The sequence below is a fragment of the Pseudomonas sp. p99-361 genome (genome assembly GCF_003935475.1).
Lineage (GTDB): Bacteria > Pseudomonadota > Gammaproteobacteria > Pseudomonadales > Pseudomonadaceae > Aquipseudomonas > Aquipseudomonas juntendi.
This window is the reverse complement of sequence record NZ_RHQO01000002.1, coordinates 155,291-179,738: the sequence shown is the minus strand read 5'-3', so window position 1 is coordinate 179,738 and position 24,448 is coordinate 155,291. Positions and strand designations below refer to the sequence as shown.

Genomic DNA, 24,448 nt, shown 5'->3' with positions numbered 1-24,448 from the left:
GCGAGCGCAGCTCGCGATGCGCCGCGCGGGCGGCGCTCGATCTCACAGGCGCTGAAGATACTGCGGCTACCCTTGCCCGAAACCAGAGAATCTCCCACAGGGGCTGTTGTCGTCGATGCGCCCCCGCGGTGCCGCTCGTCCAGTGACCGGCACTCTCTGGCGGGGAGCGTTTCCACCGTTCAGGTACAACTGCAGGAGTGAACACCATGCCACGCGGCGACAAAGGCAAGTACACCGAAAAACAGAAGCGCAAGGCCGAGCACATCGAGCACGCCTATGAGGATAAAGGCCTGGCCAAAGAGGAAGCCGAAGCGCGCGCCTGGGCCACGGTCAACAAGCAATCCGGCGGCGGTGAAAAGCAAGGCGGCTCGGGGAGCAGCACCTCTGCCAGCGAGAAGAAAACCGCCCGCGCCGATTCGGCTAGGCGGGCAGCACACACCCGCCACGGGCACGCGCGCGCATCCGGCAGCTCACTGGAAAGCCAGACAAAGGAAAGCCTGCTGAAGGAAGCCCGCAGCAAAGCCATAAAAGGCCGCTCCAGCATGACCAAGGCCGAACTGGTCGCCGCCCTGCGCAAGCACGGCTGATCGCTACCCTCACCCCTTGGTGAGGGCCCACCGTACGTGACTAGACCATGCCGGCGATCTCCGCAGCGTCGGCATCCGGGCAGCGGTTGCGACAGTCACACTCGAATTCCGCCTGGGCTCGGGTGGCAAAGTTCAGGCTCAAACGCACCTTGTCTTGCGTATCGTAGAGGTCGTAACCCTCGCCCAATGCAGCGGGAAAGCCAAGCCGCCGAGGCTGAACCTCTTTTTTCAGCGGCACTGCGGGAACCACAACGAAGCGTGTTTGCATGATCATCCCTCTGCGGCCGTGATTTAGTATTAGTACCGCTAGGTGAAACCATCAAGAAGGCTCATGCAATATTTTGGGTCAGCGGTCTGCACGCCGAGGCGTCATTCGCCAGCAACCGCTCTGCACCCGGCGTTTCATCGATGGCACTGATGTTCACTATCACGCCGTTCGCCTGTCGGCCGCCCACACCCACCCCTATAATCCCCGGCCAATCCCCCCTCCCGCGCCTGCTACAGGCGTCATCCCTCCTTGGAAGTCACCACCATGCCAAGTGCCAGCCAGGCCTCACGGGGCCGTCCTGAACATAATCAACAGAGCGTGACCCAGCAGTGGCTGGCGATCCTCTCGGTCGCCATTGGCGCCTTCGCCCTGGTCACCAGCGAATTTCTGCCAGTGGGCGTTCTCAACGATGTCGCCAGCGACCTGGGTATCAGTGCAGGCTTCGCCGGCCTGATGGTCACCCTGCCCGGCATCATGGCCGCGCTGGCCGCGCCGGCCATTTCCGTGGGCGTTGGCGCGCTGGACCGGCGCTACCTGCTGATCGGCCTGACGCTGATCATGATCATCGCCAACAGCATCGTCGCCTATGCGGGCGACTTCAGCCTGCTACTGCTCGGCCGGGTGCTGCTGGGTGTCAGCATCGGCGGCTTCTGGGCCACTGCCATCGCCCTCAGCGGGCGCCTGGCCCCTGAGGGCGTTGGCGTGGCCAAGGCCAACTCGATCATCATGGCCGGGGTGACCCTGGCGACGGTGGTGGGCGTGCCGGTAGGCACTTGGCTAAGTGGCCTGATGGGCTGGCGAATGACCTTCCTGGTGACTGCATTGGTGGGCGTGCCTGTGCTCCTGGCGCAGGTGTTGCTGCTGCCGCGGCTGTTGCCCGAAAAAGCCATTGGTGTGCGCGACCTGCCGGCGCTGTTCATCAACCCGCAAGCGCGTGTTGGCCTGATCGCCGTGCTGTTGATTGGCCTGGCGCATTTTGCCGCCTACACCTATGTAGCGCCGTTCTTCAAACAGAACGCCGGCTTCGACGGCCCGACCATCGGCTCGTTGTTGCTGCTGTATGGCGTGGCCGGGTTCATGGGCAATATCTTCGCCGGCTTCGCCGCCAACCGCAGTGTGCGCCATTCGCTGATGCTGGTGGCACTGCTGATCGCCGCCAGCACAGCGCTGTTTCCGTACTTCGCCACCGGCCTGACCGGCGCGGCGATGCTGATTGCGCTGTGGGGATTCGCCTTCGGCGCGTTCCCGGCCTGCGCCAATATCTGGATGTTCGTGGTCGCGCCCAAGGATGTCGAGCGGGGCATGCCGCTGTTCGTGGCCTTGTTCCAGGTGATCATTGCCGTAGGCTCGTTCTTTGGCGGCCAAGTGGTGGACCACATGGGCACCGCAGTGCTCTTGAGCCTGGCCACGGCCCTGGTGGGCTGTGGCTTCGTCACCGTGCTGGTGCTGGGGCGCAACGTCAGTAACGGTTTGGCCCAGCAACCCGCGTAAATGGCCGGGCGGGGTTGGCGACCCTTGCCCCCCCCGCATCGGCAAGTTGTCCTCCGTTCAGCTGAACAACCGGGCCAGGCACGCCAGCTTCTTCTTGTAAGAGCGGCGTGCCTCCAGTGCCTGCTCCAGGCTGACTTTCAGAAAGCGTGCCTGCTGATTCGGCTGCATCTGCCCGATAAGGTCGAGGTCGGCGCTGATCACAGTGCCAATCATGGCGTAGCCGCCGCCCGATACGGCATCCCGGTGCAGGATGATAGGCTCCAGCCCGGCCGGTACCTGGATCGAGCCGATGGGGTAGCAGCTGTCGACGATGTTGGAAGGGTCAGAACCAGCACCGAACGGTTGCTCCCGTGGCTGGAAACTCAAGGCACTGCCGCCTTTGTAGCGGTAACCGATGCGATCCGCCTCGGAGCCTACCGTCCAGGCTTCGGTGAAGAAGCTTTGCGCAGCAGCTTCGGTCAGCCGGTGAAAATACAACCCCGGCACCACCCGCAGCACCACTTCGCCGCCCAGGGCCTGGCGCAGTGCCATCGGCAGGCTTGCGCCGGCGCGGCCGGTGCCGGTGGGCGTGCCGACCGGCAACAGGTCACCGGCCAACAATTTGCGCCCCTGGAAGCCACCCAAGGCCCCAAGCGCGTAGGTCGATCGGCTACCCAGCACCTCGGCCACATCAATACCCCCCGCCACTGCCAGGTAGGCCCGCGCCCCCGCCGTCGGGAAGCTGAAACGCAGCACCTGCCCGGCGCGCACGGCAAATGCCGTGTCGGGCCGCTGCTCGCGGCCATCGAGCAAGGCGGGCATCTGCGCACCACACACTGCCACCAGCGCATCTGCCTGAAACTCAAGTTCAGGGCCGACCAGCGCATATTCCAGGCCGGCAGCGCCCGGCGGGTTGCCCACCAGGTAATTGGCTGCGCTCAGGGCATACTGGTCGAGCGCGCCAGATGGCGGAATGCCCAGGTGGTAATAGCCTTCGCGGCCCAGGTCCTGCACGGAGGTCGCCAGGCCCGGTTTGAGTACCTTGATCATGCCAGCACCTCCTGCAGCGATTTGGGGTAGCCGACCGGGTCGGCAAGGAATGCGTCCAGGGAAAACACCACCGGGCGAATGCGCAGGTCGAAACGGCCCTCCTCCACCTCAGCCACTGCCTGGTCATACGCGCGGCGGTCGATGGGTTTGAATTGCACGATGTCACCTGGGCGGAAGAACACCATGTGCTCCTTCAGGTAGCTCAAGGTCTGTTGCGGGTCGTAGATCGGTGCCGGGGTGACGCCGAACATCTGATAACCGCCCGCGCCGCGCACCGAATAGATGCAACCGAAACAACCGCCATGGCCCAGGGTCAGGCGGGGCGTGTCGGTACGCGGCCGCAGGTACTTGGGCACCTGCAACTGGCGCTGGCGCTCGACCATCTGGAACATGAACGGCAGGCCGGCGACGAAGCCGACCATGGAAACGAACCACGGTGCACCGCTGTGCGCGGCAATGAACGCGTCGACATCGGCCAGGCCATTGATGCGGGCCGCGTACTCCAGGTCGGTGCTGGCCGGGTCCTGGTGGCGGTCCCGGAAGCGCATCAAGGTTTCGTGGGTCCAGGGGTCGTTGTACAGCACCGGAATCTCGATGATGCGGGTATGCAACGAACGCTCGGCCACCGCCTGCGCTTCGGCACCGCGCACCGCTGCCAGCAGGGCATCGGGGGCGATGCGGTCGGGGTCGAAACGCACCTGGAACGACGCATTGGCCAGGCACACATCCAGCACCCCGTCCAGCGCCAGGCGCTCTATCGCACGGGTGACGGCCATACCTTTGAAGAAGGCTTCCAGCGACATGCTCTCGCTGACCTCGGCAAACAGGTGCTCGTCGGCGCCGAAGCTGTAGCGGATAGGCGTTGTAGCAAGCGATTCGGCCATGACTGTTCCTTTTCTTGAAATCTTTATAGAAAGGCAGGCGAAAACAACATGATCAGGCTCCGGCCTGTGGCTGCCGGATGCCAGCGTCAGCGCGGTGCACGCACCACGATGCCAGCCTGGTCCAGCGCATTGCGCGTGGCCTCGACCAGGTCGAGGGCGCCCGGCGTGTCACTGTGCAGGCAAATGGAATCGAACTCGATGGCCAGGTCCTGGCCCTCGACGGTGCGCACCACACCTTGCCGGCAAGCCCGCAGTACACGCTCGGCGACCGCCAAAGGCTGGTAGCCCCTTACGTTACGGGTGAACACGATCGAGCCGCTCAGGTCGTACTCGCGGTCGGCATAGAACTCGCGCACCACCGGCTGGCCAAGCTCCTGGGCAATGCGGCAGATCACCGAGCCGGGCATGCAGAACAGCAATAACTGGGGTTCGATCAGCCGCAGGTTTTCCACCAGCAAGCGTGCAGCTTGCTCGTCACGGGCCAGGTGCATGTAAAGCGCCCCGTGGGGTTTGATGTGCTGCAGGCTCACGCCCTGGGCCCGGGCGATTTCACGCAGCGCCCCGAGCTGGTAAAGCATGTCGTCGACCAGTTCCTGCGCCGATGCGTTGATGTGCCGGCGACCGAAACCGACCAGGTCGCGGAACCCCGGGTGTGCCCCCACGGCAACCCCCAGGGCCTTGGCCCGCTCCACCGTACGGCGCATGGTGCCGGGGTCGCCGGCATGAAAACCGGTGGCGATATTGGCGCTGCTGATGTAACCCATCAGCTCGTTATCCACGCCGTCGCCAATGGTCCACGGGCCAAAGCCCTCGCCCATGTCCGAGTTGAAATCCACTGCTTGCATGACCGTATCTCCCTGGCGCTTGTGGCTGCATGCAAGCCACGTTAGATTCTCCCCTACCCCTTGGGAAGATCTATAAACAGAATGGGTGTCTTCGGAAAAAAAGATACCCCTGGAGCCTGCCGTGTCACTTACCTTGCGCCAGGTGCGCTACTTTGTCGCCACTGCCGAAATCGGCCAGATCTCCCAGGCCGCCATCCACCTCAATATTTCCCAGTCGGCGGTCACCACGGCAATCAAAGAGCTGGAGGCCATGCTCGGCGTGCTGCTGTTCCAGCGCTCCGCCCAGGGCATGAACCTGACCGAAGCCGGCCGGCACTTCCTCAACCGCGCCTACGTCATCCTGCGCAGCGTCGACGATGCGCTGAACAGCCCGTTGCCGGACATACGCGCCAGCGGCCTGTTGCGCCTGGCAGCCAGCTACACGGTAATCGGCTACTTCCTGCCGCACCACTTGCAGCGCCTCGAGCACTGGCACCCCGACGTGACCCTGGAACTTTACGAACAGGAGCGCAGTGCCATCGAGCAAGGGCTGCTGGAGGGGCGCTTCGACATGGCGGTGGTGCTGACCGCCAACCTGACCCACCCGGCTATCGTTTCAGAAACGCTGTTCAACTCCGAGCGCCGCCTATGGCTGCCCGCGCACCACCCCCTGTGCGAACGCTCGGCCGTGAGCCTGGCCGATGTCGCCACAGAGCCGTTCATTTTGTTGACCGTGGACGAAGCCGAGCAAAGCGCCATGCGCTATTGGCAGCAGGCCGGGCAACGGCCCAGCGTGCGCGTGCGCACCAGTTCGGTGGAGGCGGTGCGCAGCATGGTCGCCAATGGCAGTGGCGTAGCGATCTTGTCAGACCTGGTGCACCGGCCATGGTCGCTGGAGGGCAAGCGCATCGAAACAGTGACCATCAGCGACCCGGTAGCGCCCATGAGCGTGGGGCTGGCCTGGCACCGCGAGCGGGCGTTCAGCCCGGCGATGCAGGCTTTGCGCAATTACTTCCACGGCGCCTTCCTGGCACCGCAGCAGTGGGCTGCACGGCGCTGAGCACGCTGTGCCAGGCATTTCGTGCAGGCCCTGGCTCCCAGCCGAACGATCCGACCGCTCTGCCGTCATAACCTGAGCCGGTGCCGACACGCAAAGAGGACGCGAAATGACCCAGCCCGACCCTGCATACGTGAAATGGCTCGAAGCGCGCGCCATGCTCAAGGCTTCCCAGGAGCGCGCCAGCCTGTACTCAGGCCAGTCGCGCCTGTGGCAACAACCCTACGCCGAGGCACAGCCCCGCCGGGCCACGGAAATCGCCTCGGTCTGGCTGACCGTTTACCCCGATGCCATCATCGCCCCACAGGGCTGCTCGGTGCTCGGTGCCCTGGCCCATGAAGCCTTGTGGAAGCGCCTGTCGGAAATCGGCATTCAAGGCCTGCACACCGGGCCGATCAAGCTGTCTGGCGGTATTCGCGACCGCGAGCTCACGCCCAGCGTAGACGGCAACTTCGACCGCATCAGCTTCGATATCGACCCGCTCTATGGCAGCGAGCCGGAGCTGATCCAGATGAGCCGCATGGCCGCCGCGCACAATGCGGTGACCATCGACGACCTGATTCCTTCGCACACCGGCAAGGGCGCCGACTTCCGCCTGGCGGAAATGGCCTACGGCGCCTACCCGGGCCTGTACCATATGGTGGAGATACGCGAGGAAGACTGGCACTTGCTGCCCGAGGTGCCACCCGGACGTGACTCGGCCAACCTGCTGCCCGCACAGTGCGACGAGCTCAAGGCACGCCATTACATCGTCGGGCAGTTGCAGCGGGTAATTTTCTTCGAGCCGGGGGTCAAGGAAACCGACTGGAGCGCCACCCCACCGGTCACCGGTGTCGACGGCAAGACCCGGCGTTGGGTTTACCTGCACTACTTCAAGGAAGGCCAGCCGTCGCTGAACTGGCTGGACCCCACCTTTGCCGCCCAGCAGATGATCATCGGCGACGCCCTGCATGCCCTGGATTGCCTGGGTGCCCGTGGCCTGCGCCTGGATGCCAACGGTTTTCTCGGGGTGGAAACCCGTGCCAGCGGCACCGCCTGGTCGGAAAGCCACCCGCTGTCGCTGGTCGGCAACCAATTGATCGGTGGCATGATCCGCAAGGCCGGCGGTTTCAGTTTCCAGGAGCTGAACCTGACCCTCGATGACATTGCGCAAATGTCCAAGGGCGGTGCCGACCTGTCCTACGACTTCATCACCCGGCCCGCCTACCAACATGCCTTGCTGACCGGCGACACCGAGTTCCTGCGCCTGATGCTCAAGGAAATGCACGCCTTCGGCATCGACCCGGCCTCGTTGATCCATGCCCTGCAGAACCACGACGAACTGACCGTGGAGCTGGTGCACTTCTGGACCCTGCATGCCCATGACATGTACCTGTACAAGGGCCAGACATTACCCGGCAACATCTTGCGCGAGCACATCCGCGAAGAAATCTATGAACGGCTGTCGGGCGAGCATGCGCCCTACAACCTGCGCTTCGTCACCAATGGCATCGCCTGCACCACCGCCAGCCTCATCACTGCGGCACTGGGCATCCGCGACCTCGACCAGATAGGCCCGGCGGACATCGAGCAGATACAGAAACTGCACCTGCTGCTGGTCATGTACAACGCCATGCAGCCAGGTGTGGTGGCGCTGTCGGGCTGGGACATGGTCGGCGCCCTGCCCTTGCCAGGCGAAGCCGTGGCCGAGCGCATGCTCGACGGCGATACCCGCTGGATTCACCGCGGCGGCTACGACCTGGCCGGGCTCGACCCGCAAGCGGACACGTCAGTGCGCGGCATGCCGCGGGCGCGGGCGCTGTATGGCAGCCTCGACAGCCAACTGGACAACCCTGACTCGTTCGCCTGCAAGGTGAAAAAACTGCTCGCGGTGCGCCAGGCCTACGGCATTGCCACCAGCCGCCAGGTGCTGGTGCCGGAGGTCAGCAGCCCTGGGTTGCTGGTCATGGTGCATGAGCTACCGGCGGGGCGCGGCATCCAGATCAGTGCGTTGAACTTCAGCCAGGAGGTGATCGCCGAGGAGCTACTGCTCACGGGCTTCACACCAGGGCCGGTGGTGGACATGATCAACGAAACGGTAGAAGGCGACCTGACCGAGGATGGCCGTTTGCTGGTGAACCTGGACCCGTACGAAGCGCTGTGCCTGCGGATCGTCAACAGCACCGGGCATGTGTGAGCCGGCCAGCGCCCTGGGTGTGCCCGGCCGCATGCCTGGGCAGCACCAGGGCGCTGGCGCCTTGCTTTTGAGGCCGTACAGGCATAGCGTTCGGGTGTTTTCTTTTCGCGCCCAGGAGCAACACCATGTACACCGGCATCGTCCAGGCCGTCCGCCCACTGCTTGATGTGACCAGCTACCCGGGCCACAACCAGTTCACCATCGACCTCACCCCGGAACTGCTCGATGAGTTGAAGATCGGCGCCAGCGTCAGCGTCGAGGGCACGTGCTTGTCTGTCACCGAGATCGACGGCAGCCACGTCAGGTTCGATGCAATGACCGCCACCCTGGAACGCACCAACCTGCGCAATTTCAGGGCCGGCCAAGGGGTCAACATCGAGCGTTCGGCGAAGATGAACGCCGAAGTCGGCGGCCACCTCATGGCTGGCCACATTGCCACGACCGCGGAAATAGTCGAACTGTCGATCGAGCAGACCGGCGCCTTCATCCGTTTCCGCATGCCGCCGCCATGGGGCAAGTACGTGTTCCCGCGGGGCTTCATCGGGGTCAACGGCTGCAGCCTGACCGTGGCCGACGTGGAAGACAACCTGGTCACCATCAACCTGATCCCGGAAACCCTGCGCCAGACCACGTTCGCCAGCTACGCTGCCGGCGATTTGCTGAACATCGAGGTCGATCACCAGACCATGGTGCTGGTGGATGTGGTCGAGCGCACCATCAAAGGCACCCTTGCCCGCGAAAACCTGTTGCCCTGAGGCCTGCCCGTGCTACCCCATCCCCTTACCACCCGTACGGCCAGGCGCTTGCGCCTGCAGGTGCTGCGTGGCCGCGTCGGCCTTGGCCTGGTGGCCGGGCTGTCGGTGCTGGCAGGCATGACCGACGCCATTGGCCTGCTGGCCCTGGGCGACTTCGTATCGTTCATGAGCGGTAATACCACGCGCCTGGCGGTGGCGATCAGCCAGGCTGACCTGGCCCTGGTGCTGCGCCTGAGCGGCGCTTTGCTGGGCTTTGTCGCGGGTAACACGTTGGGGGTAGTGCTGGCGCGCGGCTTCCGTCGCCGGGCCTGGCCCGTGCTGGTGGTCGTGGCGGCGTTGCTGGCCTGCGCTGCAGCGTGGCCACGGGCGGCCACCTTCCCGGCATTGCTGGCCGCGACCCTGGCCATGGGCATGATCAACGCAGTCGTCGAGCAAGTGAACGGCCTGCCCATCGGCCTGACCTACGTCACCGGTGCACTGTCACGCTTCGGCCGTGGCCTTGGGCGCTGGTTGCTGGGCGAGCGGCGCCACGGCTGGCGGGTGCAACTGGTGCCGTGGGCAGGGATGCTGCTGGGCGCCGCGCTGGGCGCCTGGCTGCAACACCACCTGGGCCTGCAGGCACTGGCCGGCAGTTGCGTGCTGGCGTGCCTGCTGGCCCTGGTGTCGCGGTTCATTCCCCGTGCCTGGCAGCGTGGCTACATGCCGCGCTGATCAATCGATGCGCGGGTGCTGCTGGACCAACAACTTGCGCTTGGCCTCGAGCTCGGCGATCTGCTCGTCGATGTCCTCGATCTTCTGCTCGATGTTGTCGTGGTGTTCCTGCAGCAGCTCGCGCGCCTCGTCGATGTCCGATGCCGCCGGTGCGGCACCGCGCAGCGGTTTGTTGGCGGTTTCCTTCATGGTCAGGCCGGTCACCAGGCCCACCGCGGCGATCACCATCAGGTAGTAGGCGGGCATATACAGGTTGCCGCTGCTTTCCACCAGCCAGGCGGCAATGGTGGGGGTCAGGCCGGCGATCAGCACGGAAATGTTGAAGGCACTGGCCAGTGCGCTGTAGCGGATGTGAGTGGGGAACATCGCCGGCAACGTCGAAGCCATCACACCGATGAAGAAGTTCAGCAGCACGGCAATGATCAGCAGCCCCGAGAAGATCAACCCCAGCACACCACTGTTGATCAGCATGAATGCCGGAATGGCCAGGGCGAACAGCCCGACACTGCCGACCACGATAAACGGGCGACGGCCGAACTTGTCGCTCAGCAGGCCGATGATGGGCTGCACGAACAGCATGCCGACCATGATCGCGATGATGATCAGTACGCCATGGTCCTCGCTGTAGTGCAGGTTGTGCGAGAGGTAGCTGGGCATGTAGGTCAACAGCATGTAGTAGGTGACGTTGGTGGCGATCACCACGCCAATGCAGGTCACCAGGCTACGCCAGTGCTTGGTCGCCACTTCCTTGAACGACACCTTGGGCCCCGACGCCAGGCCCTCGCGGTCACCCTGCTCCATCTTGTCGACGTGCTGCTGGAACGCGGGGGTTTCCTCCAGGGCGTTACGCAGGTAGAGGCCGATGATGCCCAGCGGCAAGGCCAGGAAGAACGGCAGGCGCCAGCCCCACTCAAGGAACCTTTCTTCACCAAGCACCGTGGAAATCAGCACCACTACCCCGGCGCCCAGCACGAAGCCGGCGATCGAGCCGAAGTCCAGCCAGCTGCCAAGGAAGCCGCGCTTGCGGTCAGGCGCATACTCGGCCACGAAGATCGACGCGCCGGTGTACTCGCCGCCCACCGAGAAGCCCTGGGCCATTTTCGCCAGCAACAGCAGTATCGGCGCCCATATGCCGATACTGGCATAGGACGGTATCAAGCCAATGGCAAAGGTGCTGAGGGACATGATGACGATGGTGGCGGCAAGGATTTTCTGCCGGCCGAACTTGTCGCCGAGGGCGCCGAAGAACAGCCCGCCCAGGGGGCGAATGAGGAATGGCACCGAAAAGGTGGCCAACGCCGCGATCATTTGCACACTGGGGTCGGCGTTGGGGAAGAACACCTTGCCCAATGCATAGGCGACGAAGCCATAGACCCCGAAGTCGAACCACTCCATGGCGTTACCCAGTGCAGCGGCGGTGATCGCCTTCTTCATCTTGGCATCGTCGACGATCGTGATGTCCTTGAGGCCAATAGGTTTGACGCTTTTCCTGCGAGATTTCATGCCTGTATCCCTGTCGATCAATGCTCTATGGCATCTGATACAACGGGACACAAAATAATTCAGCGCTTAATGAATTTTTGTAGGGAATTGCGCTGGGGGCGGGTAAGCCCGCCCCCAGGCCAGGGGAGCTGCTTTGCTGCTCAAATGCCTTCGCGGGCCAGGTCCATGGCGAAGTAGGTCAGGATCAGGTCGGCACCTGCGCGCTTGATAGCGCCAATGCTTTCGCGCACCACGCGGCCTTCGTCGATGGCACCGGCCAGGCCACCGAACTTGATCATCGCGTACTCACCGCTGACCTGGTACGCCGCCAGCGGCAGGCGCGAGGCCGCACGAATGTCGGCGATCACGTCAAGGTAGGCACCGGCCGGCTTGACCATCAGCACGTCTGCACCTTCCTGCTCGTCAAGCAGCGATTCACGCACGGCCTCGCGGCGGTTCATCGGGTTCATCTGGTAGCTCTTGCGGTCACCTTTGAGCGCAGTGCCGCCTGCTTCGCGGAACGGGCCGTACAGCGACGAGGCGAACTTGGTCGAATAGGCCATGATCGCAGTGTCGTGGAAGCCTGCACCGTCCAGCGCGCTACGAATGGCCTGGACCTGGCCGTCCATCGCCGCCGAAGGTGCGATGAAGTCGGCACCGGCAGCGGCGGCGATCACCGCCTGCTTGCCCAGGTTGACCAAGGTGGCGTCGTTGTCCACGCCGTGGTCATGCAGTACGCCGCAGTGCCCGTGGCTGGTGTATTCGCAGAAACAGGTATCCGACATCACCACCATTTCCGGCACGGTGTCCTTGCAGATACGCGACATGCGCGCCACCAGGCCGTTTTCGTTCCAGGTGTCGCTGCCAACGGCATCCAGGTGGTGAGACACACCGAAGGTCATCACCGATTTGATACCGGCGCGGGCATAGCGCTCGATTTCCTGGGCCAGCCGCTTCTCAGGGATGCGGTTCACGCCGGGCATGCTGCTGATGGGCACGAAGTCGTCGATGCCTTCTTCCACGAAGATCGGCAGGATCAGGTCTTCAAGGCGGAATTCGGTTTCCTGGAATACGGTGCGCAGGGACTCGTTCTGGCGCAGGCGGCGAGGACGAACAGAGGGGAATTGGTTGGACATGACTGCTCCAGGGAATTTGAACGGCGTATACCTTATGCCTGTCAGGGGCCAGTGAAAAGGCCGGATGACGAGATATTGTCCTGCATCAAAGGTAATGGCCGCGCAGGGCACTGGCTGAGCCGGTGTTGCCCGCTTCGGAGGGGAACCTGCGAAGCGGGCTGCACCAGCAGCACATCATTGCAGCCAGGGCGGTGTCGGCTCCTCGGCCTTCGCCGGGCCGTTTTCCGCCTCGGCACGCGCTGCCCGGCGCCGGGCCTCGTCCAAGCGGGCGGCGTCGATTTCCCGCATCACCCCGCCAACGTCGGCCTCATGCTCGTCGTCCTGGAATACCCCGGTCAACACGGTATCAGGCAGCAACTTGCCAGCCTCGTACAACGCCCACATTTCCTGGGCATAGCGCGTGCTCTTCAGCTCTGGGGCAAAGCGCCCGAAGTAGTGGGCCATGTTGTCCACGTCACGCTGCAGCATGCTGAATGCGTGGTTGTTGGCGGCGGCGTCCACTGCCTGCGGCAGGTCGATGATCACCGGCCCGTCCGGGCCGAGCAGCACATTGAATTCGGACAGGTCGCCATGGACCAGGCCGGCACACAGCATCAGCACGATCTGGCGAATGACGAAGGCATGGAACACCCGCGCCTCCTCGGCCTCCAGGTGCACGTCGTTGAGCCGGGGTGCGGCATCGCCATCGGCGTCGGTCACCAGCTCCATCAGCAACACGCCGTCCTGGAAGTCATAGGGCTTGGGCACCCGGACCCCGGCGCCGGCCAGGCGGAACAGTGCCGCCACTTCGGCGTTCTGCCAGGCGTCCTCGGCCTCTTTGCGGCCGTACTTGCTGCCCTTGGCCATGGCCCGGGCCTGGCGGCTATTGCGCACCTTGCGGCCTTCCTGGTATTCGGCGGCCTGGCGGAAACTGCGCTTGTTGGCTTCTTTATAGACCTTGGCGCAGCGCACCTGGCTACCGCAACGCACCACGTACACGGCGGCTTCCTTGCCACTCATCAACGGCCGCAGTACTTCGTCGACGAGGCCGTCTTCGATCAGGGGTTCGATTCTTTTGGGTGTCTTCATCAGGCTGCGTTCGGGGTCCTGGCTGTGTTGACGGACATCCTCTCACAGCCTGCTGCGACATGCTCGTCTGTCTTCACAATGGGTGAACCCAGGTGGGTTGTGGCAAGATGAATTTTTCTTAAATCGCCGGTTGTCTATTCTTTGGCACAATCGAGTCTCCATTAGATGCCCAGGAACCAGCATGCCTCGCGTACTGACCATCGAAGACGACGCCGTCACCGGCCAGGAAATCGTCGCCGAACTTACCAGCCATGGCCTTGAGGTGGACTGGGCCGACAATGGTCGTGAAGGCCTGGCCAAGGCCATTGCCGGCGGTTATGACCTGATCACCCTGGACCGCATGCTGCCCGAGGTCGATGGCCTGACCATCGTCACGACCCTGCGCAACCTCAAGATCGCCACGCCGATCCTGATGATCAGCGCCCTCTCCGACGTCGATGAGCGGGTGCGCGGCCTGCGCGCCGGCGGTGACGACTACCTGACCAAGCCGTTCGCCTCCGACGAAATGGCCGCCCGGGTCGAAGTGCTGCTGCGCCGCAACAGCGTGCCGATGACCCAGACCCGCTTGCAGGTCGCCGACCTGCAACTGGACCTGATCAGCCACGAAGCGCGCCGCGGCGACAACACCCTTAACCTGCTGCCCACCGAGTACAAACTGCTGGAGTACCTGATGCGCCACAGCGGCCAGGTCATTACGCGGATGATGATTTTCGAGGAAGTGTGGGGCTACCACTTCGACCCGGGCACCAACCTGATCGACGTGCATATCGGCCGCCTGCGCAAGAAAATCGACTCACCCGGCCAGTCGCCGCTGATCCGTACGGTGCGGGGCTCCGGCTATGCCATTGCTGAACCCGTCTAAAGGCTGGAGTTCGTCCACCAGCCGGCTGCTGGCACTGTACAGTTTTCTGTTCGTAGCCTGGAGCAGCATCCTCATGGGGGTGCTGTACTTCGAGGTTTCCAGCTACCTGAACAAGCTCACCCGCCATTCCATGCTGCAGCGTCAGCACCTGTTCGCGCACATGAGCGGCAAGCAGCTGGACGACGCCCTGATTGCCAGCCAGGCTTTCGAGGAACGCAGCTTCGATGCCTATGGCCTGTTCGATGCACAACTCAACCCGCTGGGCGGCAGTGTTCGTGCCCTGCCCCCTGGGCTGCGGCTGGACGGCAAGATCCATGAGCTGAAGCGTTGCCTGGACGCCGATGATCCGCGCATGCCCCGCGACAGCTGCGATGCCGTGGCCATCAAGGTGCAGGATGGGCGCTGGCTGGTGCTGTTCCGCGATAACGGCTCATTGTTCGTCGTAACACGGATCATTCTCGATGCCTTGCTCTGGGGTATCTCCTTCACCCTGATCCCCGGGTTCGCCGGCTGGTACCTGCTGCGCCGCCGCCCCCTGAAACGCATCCGGGCCATTCAGGCCCAGGCCGAGCTGATTGTCGCCGGCGACCTCACGCACCGCCTGCCGCTGTCGGCCCGGCGCGACGAACTGGACATGCTGGCCGCCATCGTCAATGCCATGCTTGACCGCATCGAGCGGCTGATGCACGAGGTCAAGGGCGTGTGCGACAACATTGCCCACGACCTGCGCACCCCACTGACCCGCCTGCGCGCCCAGCTGTACCGCATACGCCAGCAAAGCGACAACGATTCCGCGCAAGCCGAGGCACTGGACCAGGCCATCGGCGAAACCGACACCCTCATGGCGCGTTTTCGTGGGTTGCTGCGCATCAGCGAACTGGAAGACCGCCAACGCCGGGCCGGCTTCGTGCAGCTTGACCCGCATGATTTGCTGGTAGAGCTGCACGACTTCTACCTGCCGTTGGCCGAAGATGGCGGCATTCACCTGGAGCTGCACCAACCTGGGCACTTGCCGGCACTGCACGGCGACCGCGAGCTGTTGTTCGAGGCGCTGGCCAACCTGGTAGGTAACGCGATCAAGTTCACCCCGGAAGGTGGGCAGGTGCGCGTGGCCGCCACCCAGGACGACGCTGGCGTGCACGTGGCCATTGAAGACAGCGGGCCGGGTATTCCGGAAGAAGAACGCACGGCCGTACTGAAGCGGTTCTACCGCAGTGATGAAGGCCACCGCCACGCCGGGTTCGGCCTGGGGCTGTCGATCGTTGCGGCGATCGTCGACCTGCATGGGTTCGGCCTGGAAATTGGCGAGAGCCCTTTGGGTGGGGCCAAGCTGGTACTGCATTGCCCATTGGCCGGGCTGGCCAAATAACCATCGGGGCTGCTTTGCAGCCCATCGCGACACAAGGCCGCGCTGTAAGAGCAACTGTCTTTCTCAAAAATTTGAAAAGCCTGCGCGATTCACCTGTGGGAGCGGGCATGCCCGCGAAGCAGGCGACGCGGTGTATGGCACCGGCTTTGCCGGTGTTCGCGGGCATGCCCGCTCCCACAGAACCGTGTGATCTTCGAGTTCTGCATTGCGGCCTTGTGTCGCAATGGGCCGCAGAGCGGCCCCAGTTGCACCGATCAGTCAGCCAGACGCCAGGTAGTGGCACCCTTGCTGTCTTCCAACACCACGCCCATGGCGGTCAGCTGGTCGCGAATGCGGTCGGACTCGGCCCAGTTCTTGTCTGCCCGCGCCTGCAGGCGCGCCTGGATCAAGCCCTCGACCTCGGCCGCATCGACCTTGCCTTCGGCGCCCGCACGCAGGAAGTCATCGGCGTCCAGCTGCAGCACACCCAGCACATCACCCAGCTCCCGCAAGCGACCGGCCAGGCCGGCAGCAGCGTCTACATCACTGTCGCGCAGGCGGTTGATCTCACGCACCAGGTCGAACAGCACAGCGCAGGCCTCGGGGGTGCCAAAGTCGTCATTCATCGCCACGCTGAAGCGCTCGACAAAGGCCTCGCCGCCCTTGGCCGCCACGCGCGGCAGGCCGCGCAAGGCGTGGTAGAAGCGCTCCAGGGCACCCTTGGCGTCGCGCAGGCTGTCTTCCGAGTAGTTGATGGCACTGCGGTAGTGGCTGGCCACCAGCAGGTAGCGAACCACCTCCGGGTGGTACTTTTCGAGCACATCACGGATGGTGAAGAAGTTGTTCAACGACTTCGACATCTTCTCGCCATTGATACGGATCATGCCGCAGTGCATCCAGGCGTTGGCGTACTGCTTGCCGGTGGCCGCCTCGCTCTGGGCAATCTCGTTCTCGTGGTGCGGGAACTCCAGGTCGCTGCCGCCACCATGAATGTCGAAGCTCTCACCCAGGCAGCAGGTGGACATCACCGAGCACTCGATGTGCCAGCCCGGACGGCCCGGGCCCCATGGCGACTCCCAGCTTGGCTCGCCCGGCTTGACGCCCTTCCACAGCACGAAATCGAGCGGGTCTTGCTTGGCCTCGTCGACCTCGATGCGGGCGCCGATGCGCAGGTCTTCGATCTTCTTGCGCGACAGCTTGCCGTAGCCCACGAACTTGCCGACGCGGTAGTACACGTCGCCATTGCCCGGCGCGTAGGCATACCCCTTGTCGATCAGGGTCTGGATCATCGCGTGCATGCCGGCGATATGGTCGGTGGCACGCGGTTCCTGGTCTGGCGGCAGGATGTTCAGGCGGCGCTCGTCTTCGTGCATCGCGTCGATCATGCGCGCCGTGAGGGCGTCGAAGCTTTCGCCGTTCTCGTTGGCCCGGTTGATGATCTTGTCATCGATGTCGGTGATATTGCGCACGTAGGTCAGCTCGTAACCGCTCTTGCGCAGCCAGCGGGTGACCAGGTCGAACGCCACCATGCTGCGGCCGTGGCCCAGGTGGCAGTAGTCGTACACGGTCATGCCGCAAACGTACATGCGCACCTTGTTGCCATCCAACGGCTTGAAGGTTTCCTTGGCTTTGGTCAGGGTGTTGTAGATGGTTAGCACGGCGGTTCCTCAGCTGCCCCAGGAGTCACGCAGGGTGACGGTGCGGTTGAACACCGGACGGCCCGGCTGGCTGTCTTTCAGGTCGGCGCAGAAGTAGCCTTCGCGCTCGAACTGGAAGCGGTCCTCGGGCTGCGCCTGGGCCAACGACGGCTCGGCACGGCAACCGCTGAGCACTTGCAGCGAGTCGGGGTTGATGTTGTCGAGGAAGCTGCCGCCCTCTTCGGTCTTTTCCGGGTTGGCCGAGCGGAACAGGCGATCGTACAGGCGCACTTCGCACTCGACGCTGCCTTCGGCCGGCACCCAGTGGATCACGCCTTTGACCTTGCGGCCTTCCGGGTTCTTGCCCAGGGTGTCCGGGTCGTACGAGCAATGCAGTTCGACGATGTTGCCGTCGGCGTCCTTGATGGCTTCGTCGGCACGGATCACGTAGCTGCCCCGCAGGCGCACCTCACCGGCTGGCTCGAGGCGCTTGTAGCCCTTGGGCGGGGTTTCCATGAAGTCGTCGCGGTCGATGTACAGCTCGCGGGAGAACGGCAGCACACGCACGCCCATGTCTTCCTTCGGGTGGCGTGGCAGCTCCAGTTGCTCGACCTGGCCCTGCGGGTAGTTGGTAATGACCACCTTCAGCGGGCGCAGCACGCACATGGCACGCGGTGCGGTGCGGTCCAGGTCGTCACGGATGCTGAACTCGAGCATCGACATGTCGACCACGCCATCGGACCGGTTGGTGCCGATCATTTCGCAGAAGTTGCGGATCGAGGCCGGGGTGTAGCCACGGCGGCGGAAGCCGGACAAGGTCGACATGCGCGGGTCGTCCCAGGCGTCGACGTGCTTTTCGTCCACCAACTGCTTGAGCTTGCGCTTGGAGGTGATGGTGTAGTTGAGGTTCAGCCGGCTGAACTCGTACTGGCGCGGGTGTGCCGGCACGGGCAGGTTATCGAGGAACCAGTCGTACAGCGGGCGGTGGCCTTCGAATTCCAGGGTGCAAATCGAGTGGGTGATGCCCTCGATGGCGTCCGACTGGCCATGGGTGAAATCGTAGTTGGGGTAGATGCACCACTTGTCACCGGTCTGGTGGTGGTGGGCATGGCGGATGCGGTACAGGATCGGGTCGCGCAGGTTCATGTTCGGCGAGGCCATGTCGATCTTGGCCCGCAGCACGCGCTCGCCGTCCTGGAATTCACCGGCTTTCATACGGGCGAACAGGTCGAGGTTTTCTTCCACGCTGCGGTCGCGGAACGGGCTGTTCTTGCCTGGCTCCTTGAGGTTGCCGCGGTATTCCTTGGCCTGCTCGGGGGTGAGGTCGCAGACATAGGCCTTGCCCCGCTTGATCAGCTCGACCGCCCAGTCGTGCAACTGGTCGAAGTAGTCGGAGGCATAGCGCACATCACCGGCCCAGTCGAAACCCAGCCATTTCACGTCGCGCTGGATGGCGTCGATGTACTCCTGGTCTTCCTTGGCCGGGTTGGTGTCGTCGAAACGCAAGTGACAGGCGCCACCGAATTCCTTGGCCAGGCCAAAGTTGACGCAGATCGACTTAGCGTGACCGATGTGCAGGTAGCCATTGGGCTCCGGCGGGAAGCGGGTGACGATGCTGCTGTGCTTGCCCGAATCCAGGTCGGCCTGGATGATCGGCCGCAGGAAGTTCGCAGGGACAGCGGGGGCGCCTTTGGCAGCGGCGTTGGGCGCGTTGTCGGCAGTGGGCTTGCTCATAGGATCCTTGAATGCACGTGTCCGGCCTGGGTAGGCCGATTGAATCAAAGGGCCTATCATAGCCGAAGCAGTCAAGCTGCCGACAGTCGGGCCCGGATAAACTGGCGTGATTTATCACGGCTTTTTGCCGCGGCGTGGCAAAATGGCCAATGCGCGCCATGTGTCGCGAGCGCCCGAGCCTGCGTCAGGTGTAAGCACGCGCCCTGCGCGCCCTCATTCCCGTATGCCTTGAAAGAGCGAATTTCAGCATGTCCAAAGTCAAACTGAGCACCAACCACGGCGATATCGTCCTGCAACTGAACGCCGAAAAAGCTCCGCAAACTGTTGAGAACTTCGTTCAATACGTCAAAGACGGCCATTTCGACAACACCGTGTTCCACCGTGTGATCAAAGGTTTCATGATCCAGGGCGGTGGCTTCGAGCCTGGCATGAGCCAGAAGAAAACCCGCGCCAGCATCCAGAACGAAGCTGACAACGGCCTGAAGAACACCAAGTACAGCATCGCCATGGCCCGTACCATGGAGCCGCACTCTGCCTCGGCCCAGTTCTTCATCAACGCCGCCGACAACGACTTCCTCAACCACAGCGGCAAGAACGTGCAGGGCTGGGGCTACGCGGTGTTCGGTGAAGTGATCGAAGGCCGTGAAGTGGTCGATGCCATCGAGAAAGTCGCCACCGGTTCCAAAGCCGGCCACCAGGACGTGCCGAAAGACGACGTGGTCATCGAGAAAGCCGAGATCATTGAGTGATTCTGCTGATCTCTGATCTGCACCTGCAAGAAGAACGCCCGGACATTACCCGGGCGTTTCTTGATCTGCTCGATGGCCGCGCGCGCCACGCCCAGGCGCTGTACATTCTTGGCGATTTCTTCGAGGCCTGGATAGGCGACGATGCCATGACGCCGTTCCAGCAGTCGATCTGCCGTGCCCTGCGGCAGGTGGGCGACAGCGGCACGGCCATCTACCTGATGCATGGCAACCGTGACTTCCTGCTTGGCCAGCGCTTCTGCGAGGCGGCCGGCTGCACGTTGCTCGACGACCCCTGCGTGATCGAGCTGGGCGGTGAGCAGGTATTGCTGATGCACGGCGACACCTTGTGCACCCGCGACGTGGGCTACATGAAAATGCGCCGCCTGCTGCGCAACCCGCTGAGCCTGTGGGTTCTGCGCCACCTGCCGCTGTCGGCTCGCTACAGACTGGCACGCAAGCTGCGCAGCGAAAGCCGCAACCAGGGGCGGATGAAATCCACTGAAATCGTCGACGTCACGCCAGAAGAAGTGCCCAAGGTAATGGCGGCGCATGGCGTGCGTACCCTGGTGCATGGCCATACCCATCGGCCAGCGATTCACAAGCTGGTCGTGGACGGCCAACCGGCCCGGCGCATCGTGCTGGGCGACTGGGACCGCCGGGGCTGGGCCTTGCAGGTTGACGAGCAAGGGTTTCAGCTGGCGCCGTTCGACTTTTCCTGAAGGCAACGTCGCCGGCAAGCCGGCCCCCAATTCCCACCAGGCCTTCAATACGGTGGGGAGCTTGTGGGCGCTGGCTCGCCGGCGATCGGGCCAAACGCCCTTAATGCTGTGCCACTGCGCCCTTGTCGGCTTCACTGATCACCACTTCGCGGTACTGCGGGTCAGCCTTGATCTGCGCCTCGGTAAAGGGAATTACCGCCAGCTGCTTGGCCGCAAAGGCCTTGGTCTGGTCACTGGCGTGTGCCGATGCCGACTCGCTGGACTGCGAAAACGCCAGTAACCCGCGGGCCTCTGGCCCCTTGTCGGTGAAACTGACCAGTTGCAGATAGCTGGTACCACTGACCACCAGGCGCTTGCCCTGCCCGTGCGGCACACTGTACATCGCGTTGTACACCCCCAGGGCCTGCGGGCCGCCCGGCACCGGTGTGCCATCGACTGCCTGCTGCACCTGCCCCCACTTCACCTGTGGCGCCATACCGCTCTCGGCCACCTGCTGCAGTGAGGCCAGTGCCGCCTCGTGCACCCGCTTGCGCACGGCCGCCTGCTCCACGGCCAGCCCGCGCGGGGTGTGTTGCGGGTCGGCCGGGTCGAACGCAACCCGCCAGCTGTCCGGGTGCTCAGCCAAGGCGGTGAGCAGGTTGTGGAAATGCACCAGGCCCACGCCGCTCTCGAGGTCGGCCTTGCCATCCCAGTTCGCCAGGCTGGTGCATAGGGCCTGCACGTCTGCACTGGCGCCCTGGCACCATTGCAGCAAGTCGGGCAGCACCAGGCTGGCCAGGTAGACTTCGTCGTCGGTGACCATACGCTGCAGGTCATCGACGCCCAACCGCGCTTTGCCCTGCAAGCGCTGCAGGGCAAAGCGGCCGCGCATGCCCAACGGCTGGTCACTGCGGCTGACCAGCGGCGAAAACCCGGTCAGGGGCTGCGCCGGGTTAGCCAGCCAGGCCGGGTCGTTGGAGTTTTGCACGTAATCGTCGCGCTCGAGGCTTGGCAGCAGCCTTGCCGGGAAAATACCCGGTTGTGCCGCCTGCGCATCGACCTTCCACTGGCAGGCGCTGCGTGAGCCGTCCAGCACCACCAGGCTGCCCGGCGCTTGCGGATTGCTGCAAGTGTCGAGCATCTGCTGGTCCACATAAGGCACCACTGACTGGTTCAGGTACAAGGCCCTGCCCGCCTGGTCCACCGCAATGGTGTTGACCCACGGGATACCCTGCAATTGCTCGACCGAGCCGCGCAGGGCCGCCAGGCTTTCAGCGCGGTTGATCTGGTTCCACTGCTGCAGCACGCGGGTATTGTCCAGGTTGGCGTCACGCAGGCTGTAGGCCGCATGCGTGTCCCAGTCCAGGCGGCCAGGCCATTGCACCACCGGACCGAACTGCGAGCTGTACACCTCACGCTGTACCTGGCTCAGTCGCCCATCCTCACCTTTGACTGCCACGCTGACGGTTTGCCGGGCCAGCGGCAATGACTTGCCGTCGAGCAGGTAACGGGTCGGGTCCTTGGGATCGAGCTGCAGGCGATAGAGGGTGAAGTGCGTGGAGGTATCGACGGTATGGGTCCACGCCAGGTGCTGGTTGAAACCGATATTGATCAGCGGCAGGCCTGGCAGCGCCGCGCCCATGACATTCAGCTGGCCGGGGATGGTCAAGTGCATCTGGTAGAAGCGCATGCCACCCATCCACGGGAAATGCGGGTTGGCCAGCAACAGGCCATGGCCATTGGCCGAGCGCTGGGCACCCACCGCCACGGCATTGCTGCCACGCTCCGTGGCAAACCGCGCCTGCCGGGCCAGGGCGGTGGCATAGCCAGCGGCCGCGAGCTGGCTGCCGGCCCCTGGCGGTTGCGCCCCCGCCAGTGCCTCCACGAACTGCCCAACCCCGCCTTCGGCCAGCAAGCGGCGGGTCAGCTTGACCAGGTCCTGGCTGCTGATCGGCCGCACCCACTCACCCGTTCCGCACTCGGCAGGCAAGCCCTGGCGGCGGCGCTCGGCCAGCGCGCGGTTGTAGCCACTGGCATAACCGGCCAGCAGTGCCTGTACCGGCGCCGGCTGCGCCTGGAGGAACGCGTCGACAGCGGCCTGGCTGTTGAGCCAGGTGAAGAACAGGTCGCTGCTGAGGTTGTCGCGTTGCTCCAAGGTCTTGCCCGTGGCGCCGAAGTGCCGGGAGCGCTCGCCATTGACGGTCAACACTTCGTTGGCCAGCAGGCACAAGTTGTCCTGGGCATAGGCATAGCCGACACCGTAGCCCAGGCCGCGCTCGTCCCTGGCCACGATGTGCGGCACGCCGAAGCTGGTGCGGCGGATCTGGGCGCTGGCGTCGGCTGCAGCAGGTTGCGCCAGCGCAGTGGCACTCCAGGCCACCAGGGCGGCCGCCAGGCTGGCGCAGGTCATGGGACGGGACAGTGAAAACACGGGCATTCCTCGGGTTCGCGGGTTATCCCGTTCAGACGAATGGCCAGATGAAAATTTTACGTTTTACAGGGCGATGGAACGTCTTGATGAAAAACAGCCATTTTTTTAACGCGTGCGTTGCAGTTTTTGCGATCTCATTCGTCCTAGTAAGTGAGGCAACCACATTTCGGGTTCGTCCACGAAAAGGAGCATTCACATGTACAACCCGCAACCCTCATTACTGGCTGGGCGCGCCCCAGGCAAGGCGCCCAAGGGACAGGACGCATTTGCTGACGAGCGCACCGGCAACGAGCAGATCCGCGAATTGCTGCGCACCTTCGGCCTGCGCACCAGCCTGATCCGCCTGAAGGTGATCGACGCCCTGCACGCCGCCGACCGCAATGGCCGCAGCATTGGCGTGCGTGGCGTGCACGCGCAACTGGAGCAACTGGATATTCCGCTGTCGTTCCTCAGCGTGCGCGAAGTGCTCAAGCGCCTGTGCAGCGAGGGGGTGATCCAGCTGGGCAGCGACAAGTGCTACAGCCTTGCCCCCCAGGCGCGCGCCATACTGGAACAAGCGCCCGCGCGCTGAGTGCCTGGCCGGCCAGGCTTGGCCGGCCCGCGCAGGTCAAGGCTTGACCTTGCGCCGCAGGATGCCATTGATCACCACCACCACCACGGCAATGGCGATGGCCAGCATCTGGAACGTCTGTTCACTGATAGTGCCCTGCTTCTGCAGGTGGGACAGGCCCAGCATCAGGCCCAGTACGACCAGTATGATCAGAAGTGAATATTTGAGGCGCTGCACGTGTGTCATCGAAGGTTCCTTGCAACATCAGGGGCAAATGGCTCGCAATGAGCCGCGGCAATGATACAACGGGCACCGGCCCCGGCGCTGCATTTCCTGCTGGGTCAGGCGGTGACAGCCTGAAAGCATGAAACCTCCAAGCACCCATGCCGGAGGCACCGTGTACAAACCCTTGCTCCTCACTTCGCTGTTTTTTTCCCCCGTCTACGTTCACGCCCTGGATACCCAGCAGGTACCCGCCGAGCACCTGCTGGAGCTGGGCCGCGAGCTGGCGACCCACGCCGGCACCAGCCAGTGGCAGCAACTGTGGCAACGGGTACGCCAGGCCGGCTACCTGGGCGGGGACAACAGGCCGCTGAACTTCACCGTGCCCACCACCCGCCTCCCCCACCTGGCCCGGGAAACCCTGGCCCAGGCCGACCAGGTGCAAGCCGTACGCCAGACCCAGGCCCTGTACCGGCGCAGCTTTGACGGGCAGGTGATCGGCCAGCGCGATGGGCAGCCACTGTACACCCTGTGCCTGCTGGTGGATTGGCGAACGTTGCCTGCAAGCATGCGAACGGCGCCCCAAGCCTACCTGCACAGCGCCAGCTTGCTGAGCAGTTTCCCCTGCGACTAAGGGTTCAGCACCCTTTCGTTGAGAACGGCAGTGAGCGAGCGGGAAATCACCCTATGCAGCCTACCAGCAACGCCATTTCCTACATGCGCGGATATTGCTGCCTGCAAAACCTGTT

23 protein-coding genes are annotated in these 24,448 nt (G+C 63.8%); 12 read left to right on the top strand and 11 right to left on the bottom strand.

Annotated elements, in window-relative coordinates; genetic code table 11:
- The first annotated feature begins 206 nt into the window (after positions 1-206).
- Entirely contained in the window at positions 207-587 is a 381-nt protein-coding gene (locus EGJ22_RS02170; RefSeq protein WP_064314497.1) for a hypothetical protein, read from the top strand.
- A gap of 40 nt (positions 588-627) precedes the next feature.
- Here EGJ22_RS02170 and EGJ22_RS02165 read toward each other — a convergent pair whose 3' ends face one another.
- Positions 628-861 (bottom strand): hypothetical protein, encoded by a 234-nt coding sequence (locus tag EGJ22_RS02165; protein ID WP_009682142.1) that lies wholly within the window; start codon positions 859-861, stop codon positions 628-630.
- Between the two features lie 258 nt (positions 862-1,119).
- On the opposite strand from EGJ22_RS02165, the gene EGJ22_RS02160 reads away from it, so the two are divergent.
- Entirely contained in the window at positions 1,120-2,346 is a 1,227-nt protein-coding gene (locus EGJ22_RS02160; protein WP_029887711.1) for an MFS transporter, read from the top strand.
- A gap of 57 nt (positions 2,347-2,403) precedes the next feature.
- Here EGJ22_RS02160 and EGJ22_RS02155 read toward each other — a convergent pair whose 3' ends face one another.
- From EGJ22_RS02155 to EGJ22_RS02145, 3 genes are all read right to left on the bottom strand, one after another.
- A complete protein-coding gene (locus tag EGJ22_RS02155; RefSeq protein ID WP_029887710.1) occupies positions 2,404-3,375 on the bottom strand; it encodes a biotin-dependent carboxyltransferase family protein in 972 nt (323 codons plus the stop codon).
- Entirely contained in the window at positions 3,372-4,259 is an 888-nt protein-coding gene (locus EGJ22_RS02150; RefSeq protein WP_029887709.1) for an allophanate hydrolase subunit 1, read from the bottom strand. The genes EGJ22_RS02155 and EGJ22_RS02150 overlap by 4 nt, the downstream gene beginning before the upstream one ends.
- An 86-nt stretch (positions 4,260-4,345) precedes the next feature.
- Positions 4,346-5,104 (bottom strand): 5-oxoprolinase subunit PxpA, encoded by a 759-nt coding sequence (locus EGJ22_RS02145; RefSeq protein ID WP_029887708.1) that lies wholly within the window; start codon positions 5,102-5,104, stop codon positions 4,346-4,348.
- Positions 5,105-5,225: 121 nt separating this feature from the next.
- On the opposite strand from EGJ22_RS02145, the gene EGJ22_RS02140 reads away from it, so the two are divergent.
- The 4 genes from EGJ22_RS02140 to EGJ22_RS02125 all read left to right on the top strand — a co-directional run bounded on the left by EGJ22_RS02140 (position 5,226) and on the right by EGJ22_RS02125 (position 9,782).
- Entirely contained in the window at positions 5,226-6,143 is a 918-nt protein-coding gene (locus EGJ22_RS02140) for a LysR family transcriptional regulator (protein WP_009682147.1), read from the top strand.
- Between the two features lie 106 nt (positions 6,144-6,249).
- The gene (gene treS, locus EGJ22_RS02135; protein WP_029887707.1) at positions 6,250-8,316 is read left to right on the top strand and encodes a maltose alpha-D-glucosyltransferase; all 2,067 of its coding nucleotides are present in this window, start codon (positions 6,250-6,252) and stop codon (positions 8,314-8,316) included.
- Between the two features lie 125 nt (positions 8,317-8,441).
- Positions 8,442-9,071: a riboflavin synthase gene (locus EGJ22_RS02130; protein ID WP_029887706.1), complete on the top strand. Its 630-nt coding sequence runs from the start codon at positions 8,442-8,444 to the stop codon at positions 9,069-9,071.
- Positions 9,072-9,080: 9 nt separating this feature from the next.
- Complete coding sequence (locus EGJ22_RS02125; protein ID WP_029887705.1) at positions 9,081-9,782, top strand: YoaK family protein; 702 nt, start codon at positions 9,081-9,083, stop codon at positions 9,780-9,782.
- Here the strand turns inward: EGJ22_RS02125 and proP are convergent, their stop codons facing one another.
- The 3 genes from proP to EGJ22_RS02110 all read right to left on the bottom strand — a co-directional run bounded on the left by proP (position 9,783) and on the right by EGJ22_RS02110 (position 13,468).
- Entirely contained in the window at positions 9,783-11,285 is a 1,503-nt protein-coding gene (gene proP, locus EGJ22_RS02120; protein ID WP_029887704.1) for a glycine betaine/L-proline transporter ProP, read from the bottom strand. It abuts the gene before it with no gap.
- 140 nt (positions 11,286-11,425) lie between these two features.
- The gene (gene hemB / locus EGJ22_RS02115; RefSeq protein WP_029887703.1) at positions 11,426-12,400 is read right to left on the bottom strand and encodes a porphobilinogen synthase; all 975 of its coding nucleotides are present in this window, start codon (positions 12,398-12,400) and stop codon (positions 11,426-11,428) included.
- A gap of 174 nt (positions 12,401-12,574) precedes the next feature.
- A complete protein-coding gene (locus tag EGJ22_RS02110) occupies positions 12,575-13,468 on the bottom strand; it encodes a PA4780 family RIO1-like protein kinase (RefSeq protein ID WP_029887702.1) in 894 nt (297 codons plus the stop codon).
- Positions 13,469-13,649: 181 nt separating this feature from the next.
- Here EGJ22_RS02110 and EGJ22_RS02105 point away from each other — a divergent pair, with 181 nt between their 5' ends.
- Complete coding sequence (locus tag EGJ22_RS02105; protein WP_003248078.1) at positions 13,650-14,330, top strand: response regulator transcription factor; 681 nt, start codon at positions 13,650-13,652, stop codon at positions 14,328-14,330.
- Positions 14,308-15,699 (top strand): HAMP domain-containing sensor histidine kinase, encoded by a 1,392-nt coding sequence (locus tag EGJ22_RS02100; protein ID WP_029887701.1) that lies wholly within the window; start codon positions 14,308-14,310, stop codon positions 15,697-15,699. The genes EGJ22_RS02105 and EGJ22_RS02100 overlap by 23 nt, the downstream gene beginning before the upstream one ends.
- A 254-nt stretch (positions 15,700-15,953) precedes the next feature.
- On the opposite strand, the gene cysS is transcribed toward EGJ22_RS02100, so the two are convergent.
- Together cysS and EGJ22_RS02085 are read right to left on the bottom strand one after the other, a co-directional pair.
- Entirely contained in the window at positions 15,954-17,336 is a 1,383-nt protein-coding gene (gene cysS / locus EGJ22_RS02090; RefSeq protein WP_009682157.1) for a cysteine--tRNA ligase, read from the bottom strand.
- A gap of 9 nt (positions 17,337-17,345) precedes the next feature.
- Positions 17,346-19,049: a glutamine--tRNA ligase/YqeY domain fusion protein gene (locus EGJ22_RS02085; RefSeq protein ID WP_009682158.1), complete on the bottom strand. Its 1,704-nt coding sequence runs from the start codon at positions 19,047-19,049 to the stop codon at positions 17,346-17,348.
- A gap of 248 nt (positions 19,050-19,297) precedes the next feature.
- Between EGJ22_RS02085 and EGJ22_RS02080 the strand changes: the two genes are divergently transcribed.
- Together EGJ22_RS02080 and EGJ22_RS02075 are read left to right on the top strand one after the other, a co-directional pair.
- Positions 19,298-19,798, top strand: a complete 501-nt coding sequence (locus tag EGJ22_RS02080) for a peptidylprolyl isomerase (protein WP_009682159.1) — start codon at positions 19,298-19,300, stop codon at positions 19,796-19,798.
- On the top strand, positions 19,795-20,517 hold the full coding sequence (locus EGJ22_RS02075) for a UDP-2,3-diacylglucosamine diphosphatase (protein ID WP_029887700.1): 723 nt from the start codon (positions 19,795-19,797) through the stop codon (positions 20,515-20,517). The genes EGJ22_RS02080 and EGJ22_RS02075 overlap by 4 nt, the downstream gene beginning before the upstream one ends.
- 100 nt (positions 20,518-20,617) lie before the next feature.
- Here the strand turns inward: EGJ22_RS02075 and EGJ22_RS02070 are convergent, their stop codons facing one another.
- Positions 20,618-22,927 (bottom strand): acylase, encoded by a 2,310-nt coding sequence (locus tag EGJ22_RS02070; RefSeq protein WP_064314496.1) that lies wholly within the window; start codon positions 22,925-22,927, stop codon positions 20,618-20,620.
- A gap of 196 nt (positions 22,928-23,123) precedes the next feature.
- On the opposite strand from EGJ22_RS02070, the gene EGJ22_RS02065 reads away from it, so the two are divergent.
- Positions 23,124-23,498 carry a hypothetical protein gene (locus EGJ22_RS02065; protein ID WP_009682163.1) on the top strand — a complete coding sequence of 125 codons (375 nt, stop codon included), beginning with the start codon at positions 23,124-23,126 and terminating at the stop codon, positions 23,496-23,498.
- 36 nt (positions 23,499-23,534) lie between these two features.
- Here the strand turns inward: EGJ22_RS02065 and EGJ22_RS02060 are convergent, their stop codons facing one another.
- Positions 23,535-23,723 (bottom strand): hypothetical protein, encoded by a 189-nt coding sequence (locus tag EGJ22_RS02060; RefSeq protein ID WP_003248064.1) that lies wholly within the window; start codon positions 23,721-23,723, stop codon positions 23,535-23,537.
- 151 nt (positions 23,724-23,874) lie between these two features.
- On the opposite strand from EGJ22_RS02060, the gene EGJ22_RS02055 reads away from it, so the two are divergent.
- Positions 23,875-24,333, top strand: coding sequence for a hypothetical protein (locus EGJ22_RS02055; protein ID WP_029884846.1), 459 nt, complete (start codon positions 23,875-23,877; stop codon positions 24,331-24,333).
- The last annotated feature ends 115 nt before the right edge of the window (positions 24,334-24,448 follow it).

Excerpts from the sequence above, each read along its gene's own strand:
- EGJ22_RS02065 (WP_009682163.1), top strand. The coding sequence starts at position 23,124 with ATGTACAACCCGCAACCCTCATTACTGGCTGGGCGCGCCCCAGGCAAG.
- proP (WP_029887704.1), bottom strand. The coding sequence starts at position 11,285 with ATGAAATCTCGCAGGAAAAGCGTCAAACCTATTGGCCTCAAGGACATC.
- EGJ22_RS02170 (WP_064314497.1), top strand. The coding sequence starts at position 207 with ATGCCACGCGGCGACAAAGGCAAGTACACCGAAAAACAGAAGCGCAAG.
- hemB (WP_029887703.1), bottom strand. The coding sequence starts at position 12,400 with ATGTCCAACCAATTCCCCTCTGTTCGTCCTCGCCGCCTGCGCCAGAAC.
- treS (WP_029887707.1), top strand. The coding sequence starts at position 6,250 with ATGACCCAGCCCGACCCTGCATACGTGAAATGGCTCGAAGCGCGCGCC.
- EGJ22_RS02150 (WP_029887709.1), bottom strand. The coding sequence starts at position 4,259 with ATGGCCGAATCGCTTGCTACAACGCCTATCCGCTACAGCTTCGGCGCC.
- EGJ22_RS02060 (WP_003248064.1), bottom strand. The coding sequence starts at position 23,723 with ATGACACACGTGCAGCGCCTCAAATATTCACTTCTGATCATACTGGTC.
- EGJ22_RS02160 (WP_029887711.1), top strand. The coding sequence starts at position 1,120 with ATGCCAAGTGCCAGCCAGGCCTCACGGGGCCGTCCTGAACATAATCAA.
- EGJ22_RS02100 (WP_029887701.1), top strand. The coding sequence starts at position 14,308 with ATGCCATTGCTGAACCCGTCTAAAGGCTGGAGTTCGTCCACCAGCCGG.
- EGJ22_RS02080 (WP_009682159.1), top strand. The coding sequence starts at position 19,298 with ATGTCCAAAGTCAAACTGAGCACCAACCACGGCGATATCGTCCTGCAA.
- EGJ22_RS02110 (WP_029887702.1), bottom strand. The coding sequence starts at position 13,468 with ATGAAGACACCCAAAAGAATCGAACCCCTGATCGAAGACGGCCTCGTC.
- EGJ22_RS02165 (WP_009682142.1), bottom strand. The coding sequence starts at position 861 with ATGATCATGCAAACACGCTTCGTTGTGGTTCCCGCAGTGCCGCTGAAA.
- EGJ22_RS02130 (WP_029887706.1), top strand. The coding sequence starts at position 8,442 with ATGTACACCGGCATCGTCCAGGCCGTCCGCCCACTGCTTGATGTGACC.
- EGJ22_RS02085 (WP_009682158.1), bottom strand. The coding sequence starts at position 19,049 with ATGAGCAAGCCCACTGCCGACAACGCGCCCAACGCCGCTGCCAAAGGC.
- EGJ22_RS02105 (WP_003248078.1), top strand. The coding sequence starts at position 13,650 with ATGCCTCGCGTACTGACCATCGAAGACGACGCCGTCACCGGCCAGGAA.
- EGJ22_RS02155 (WP_029887710.1), bottom strand. The coding sequence starts at position 3,375 with ATGATCAAGGTACTCAAACCGGGCCTGGCGACCTCCGTGCAGGACCTG.
- EGJ22_RS02145 (WP_029887708.1), bottom strand. The coding sequence starts at position 5,104 with ATGCAAGCAGTGGATTTCAACTCGGACATGGGCGAGGGCTTTGGCCCG.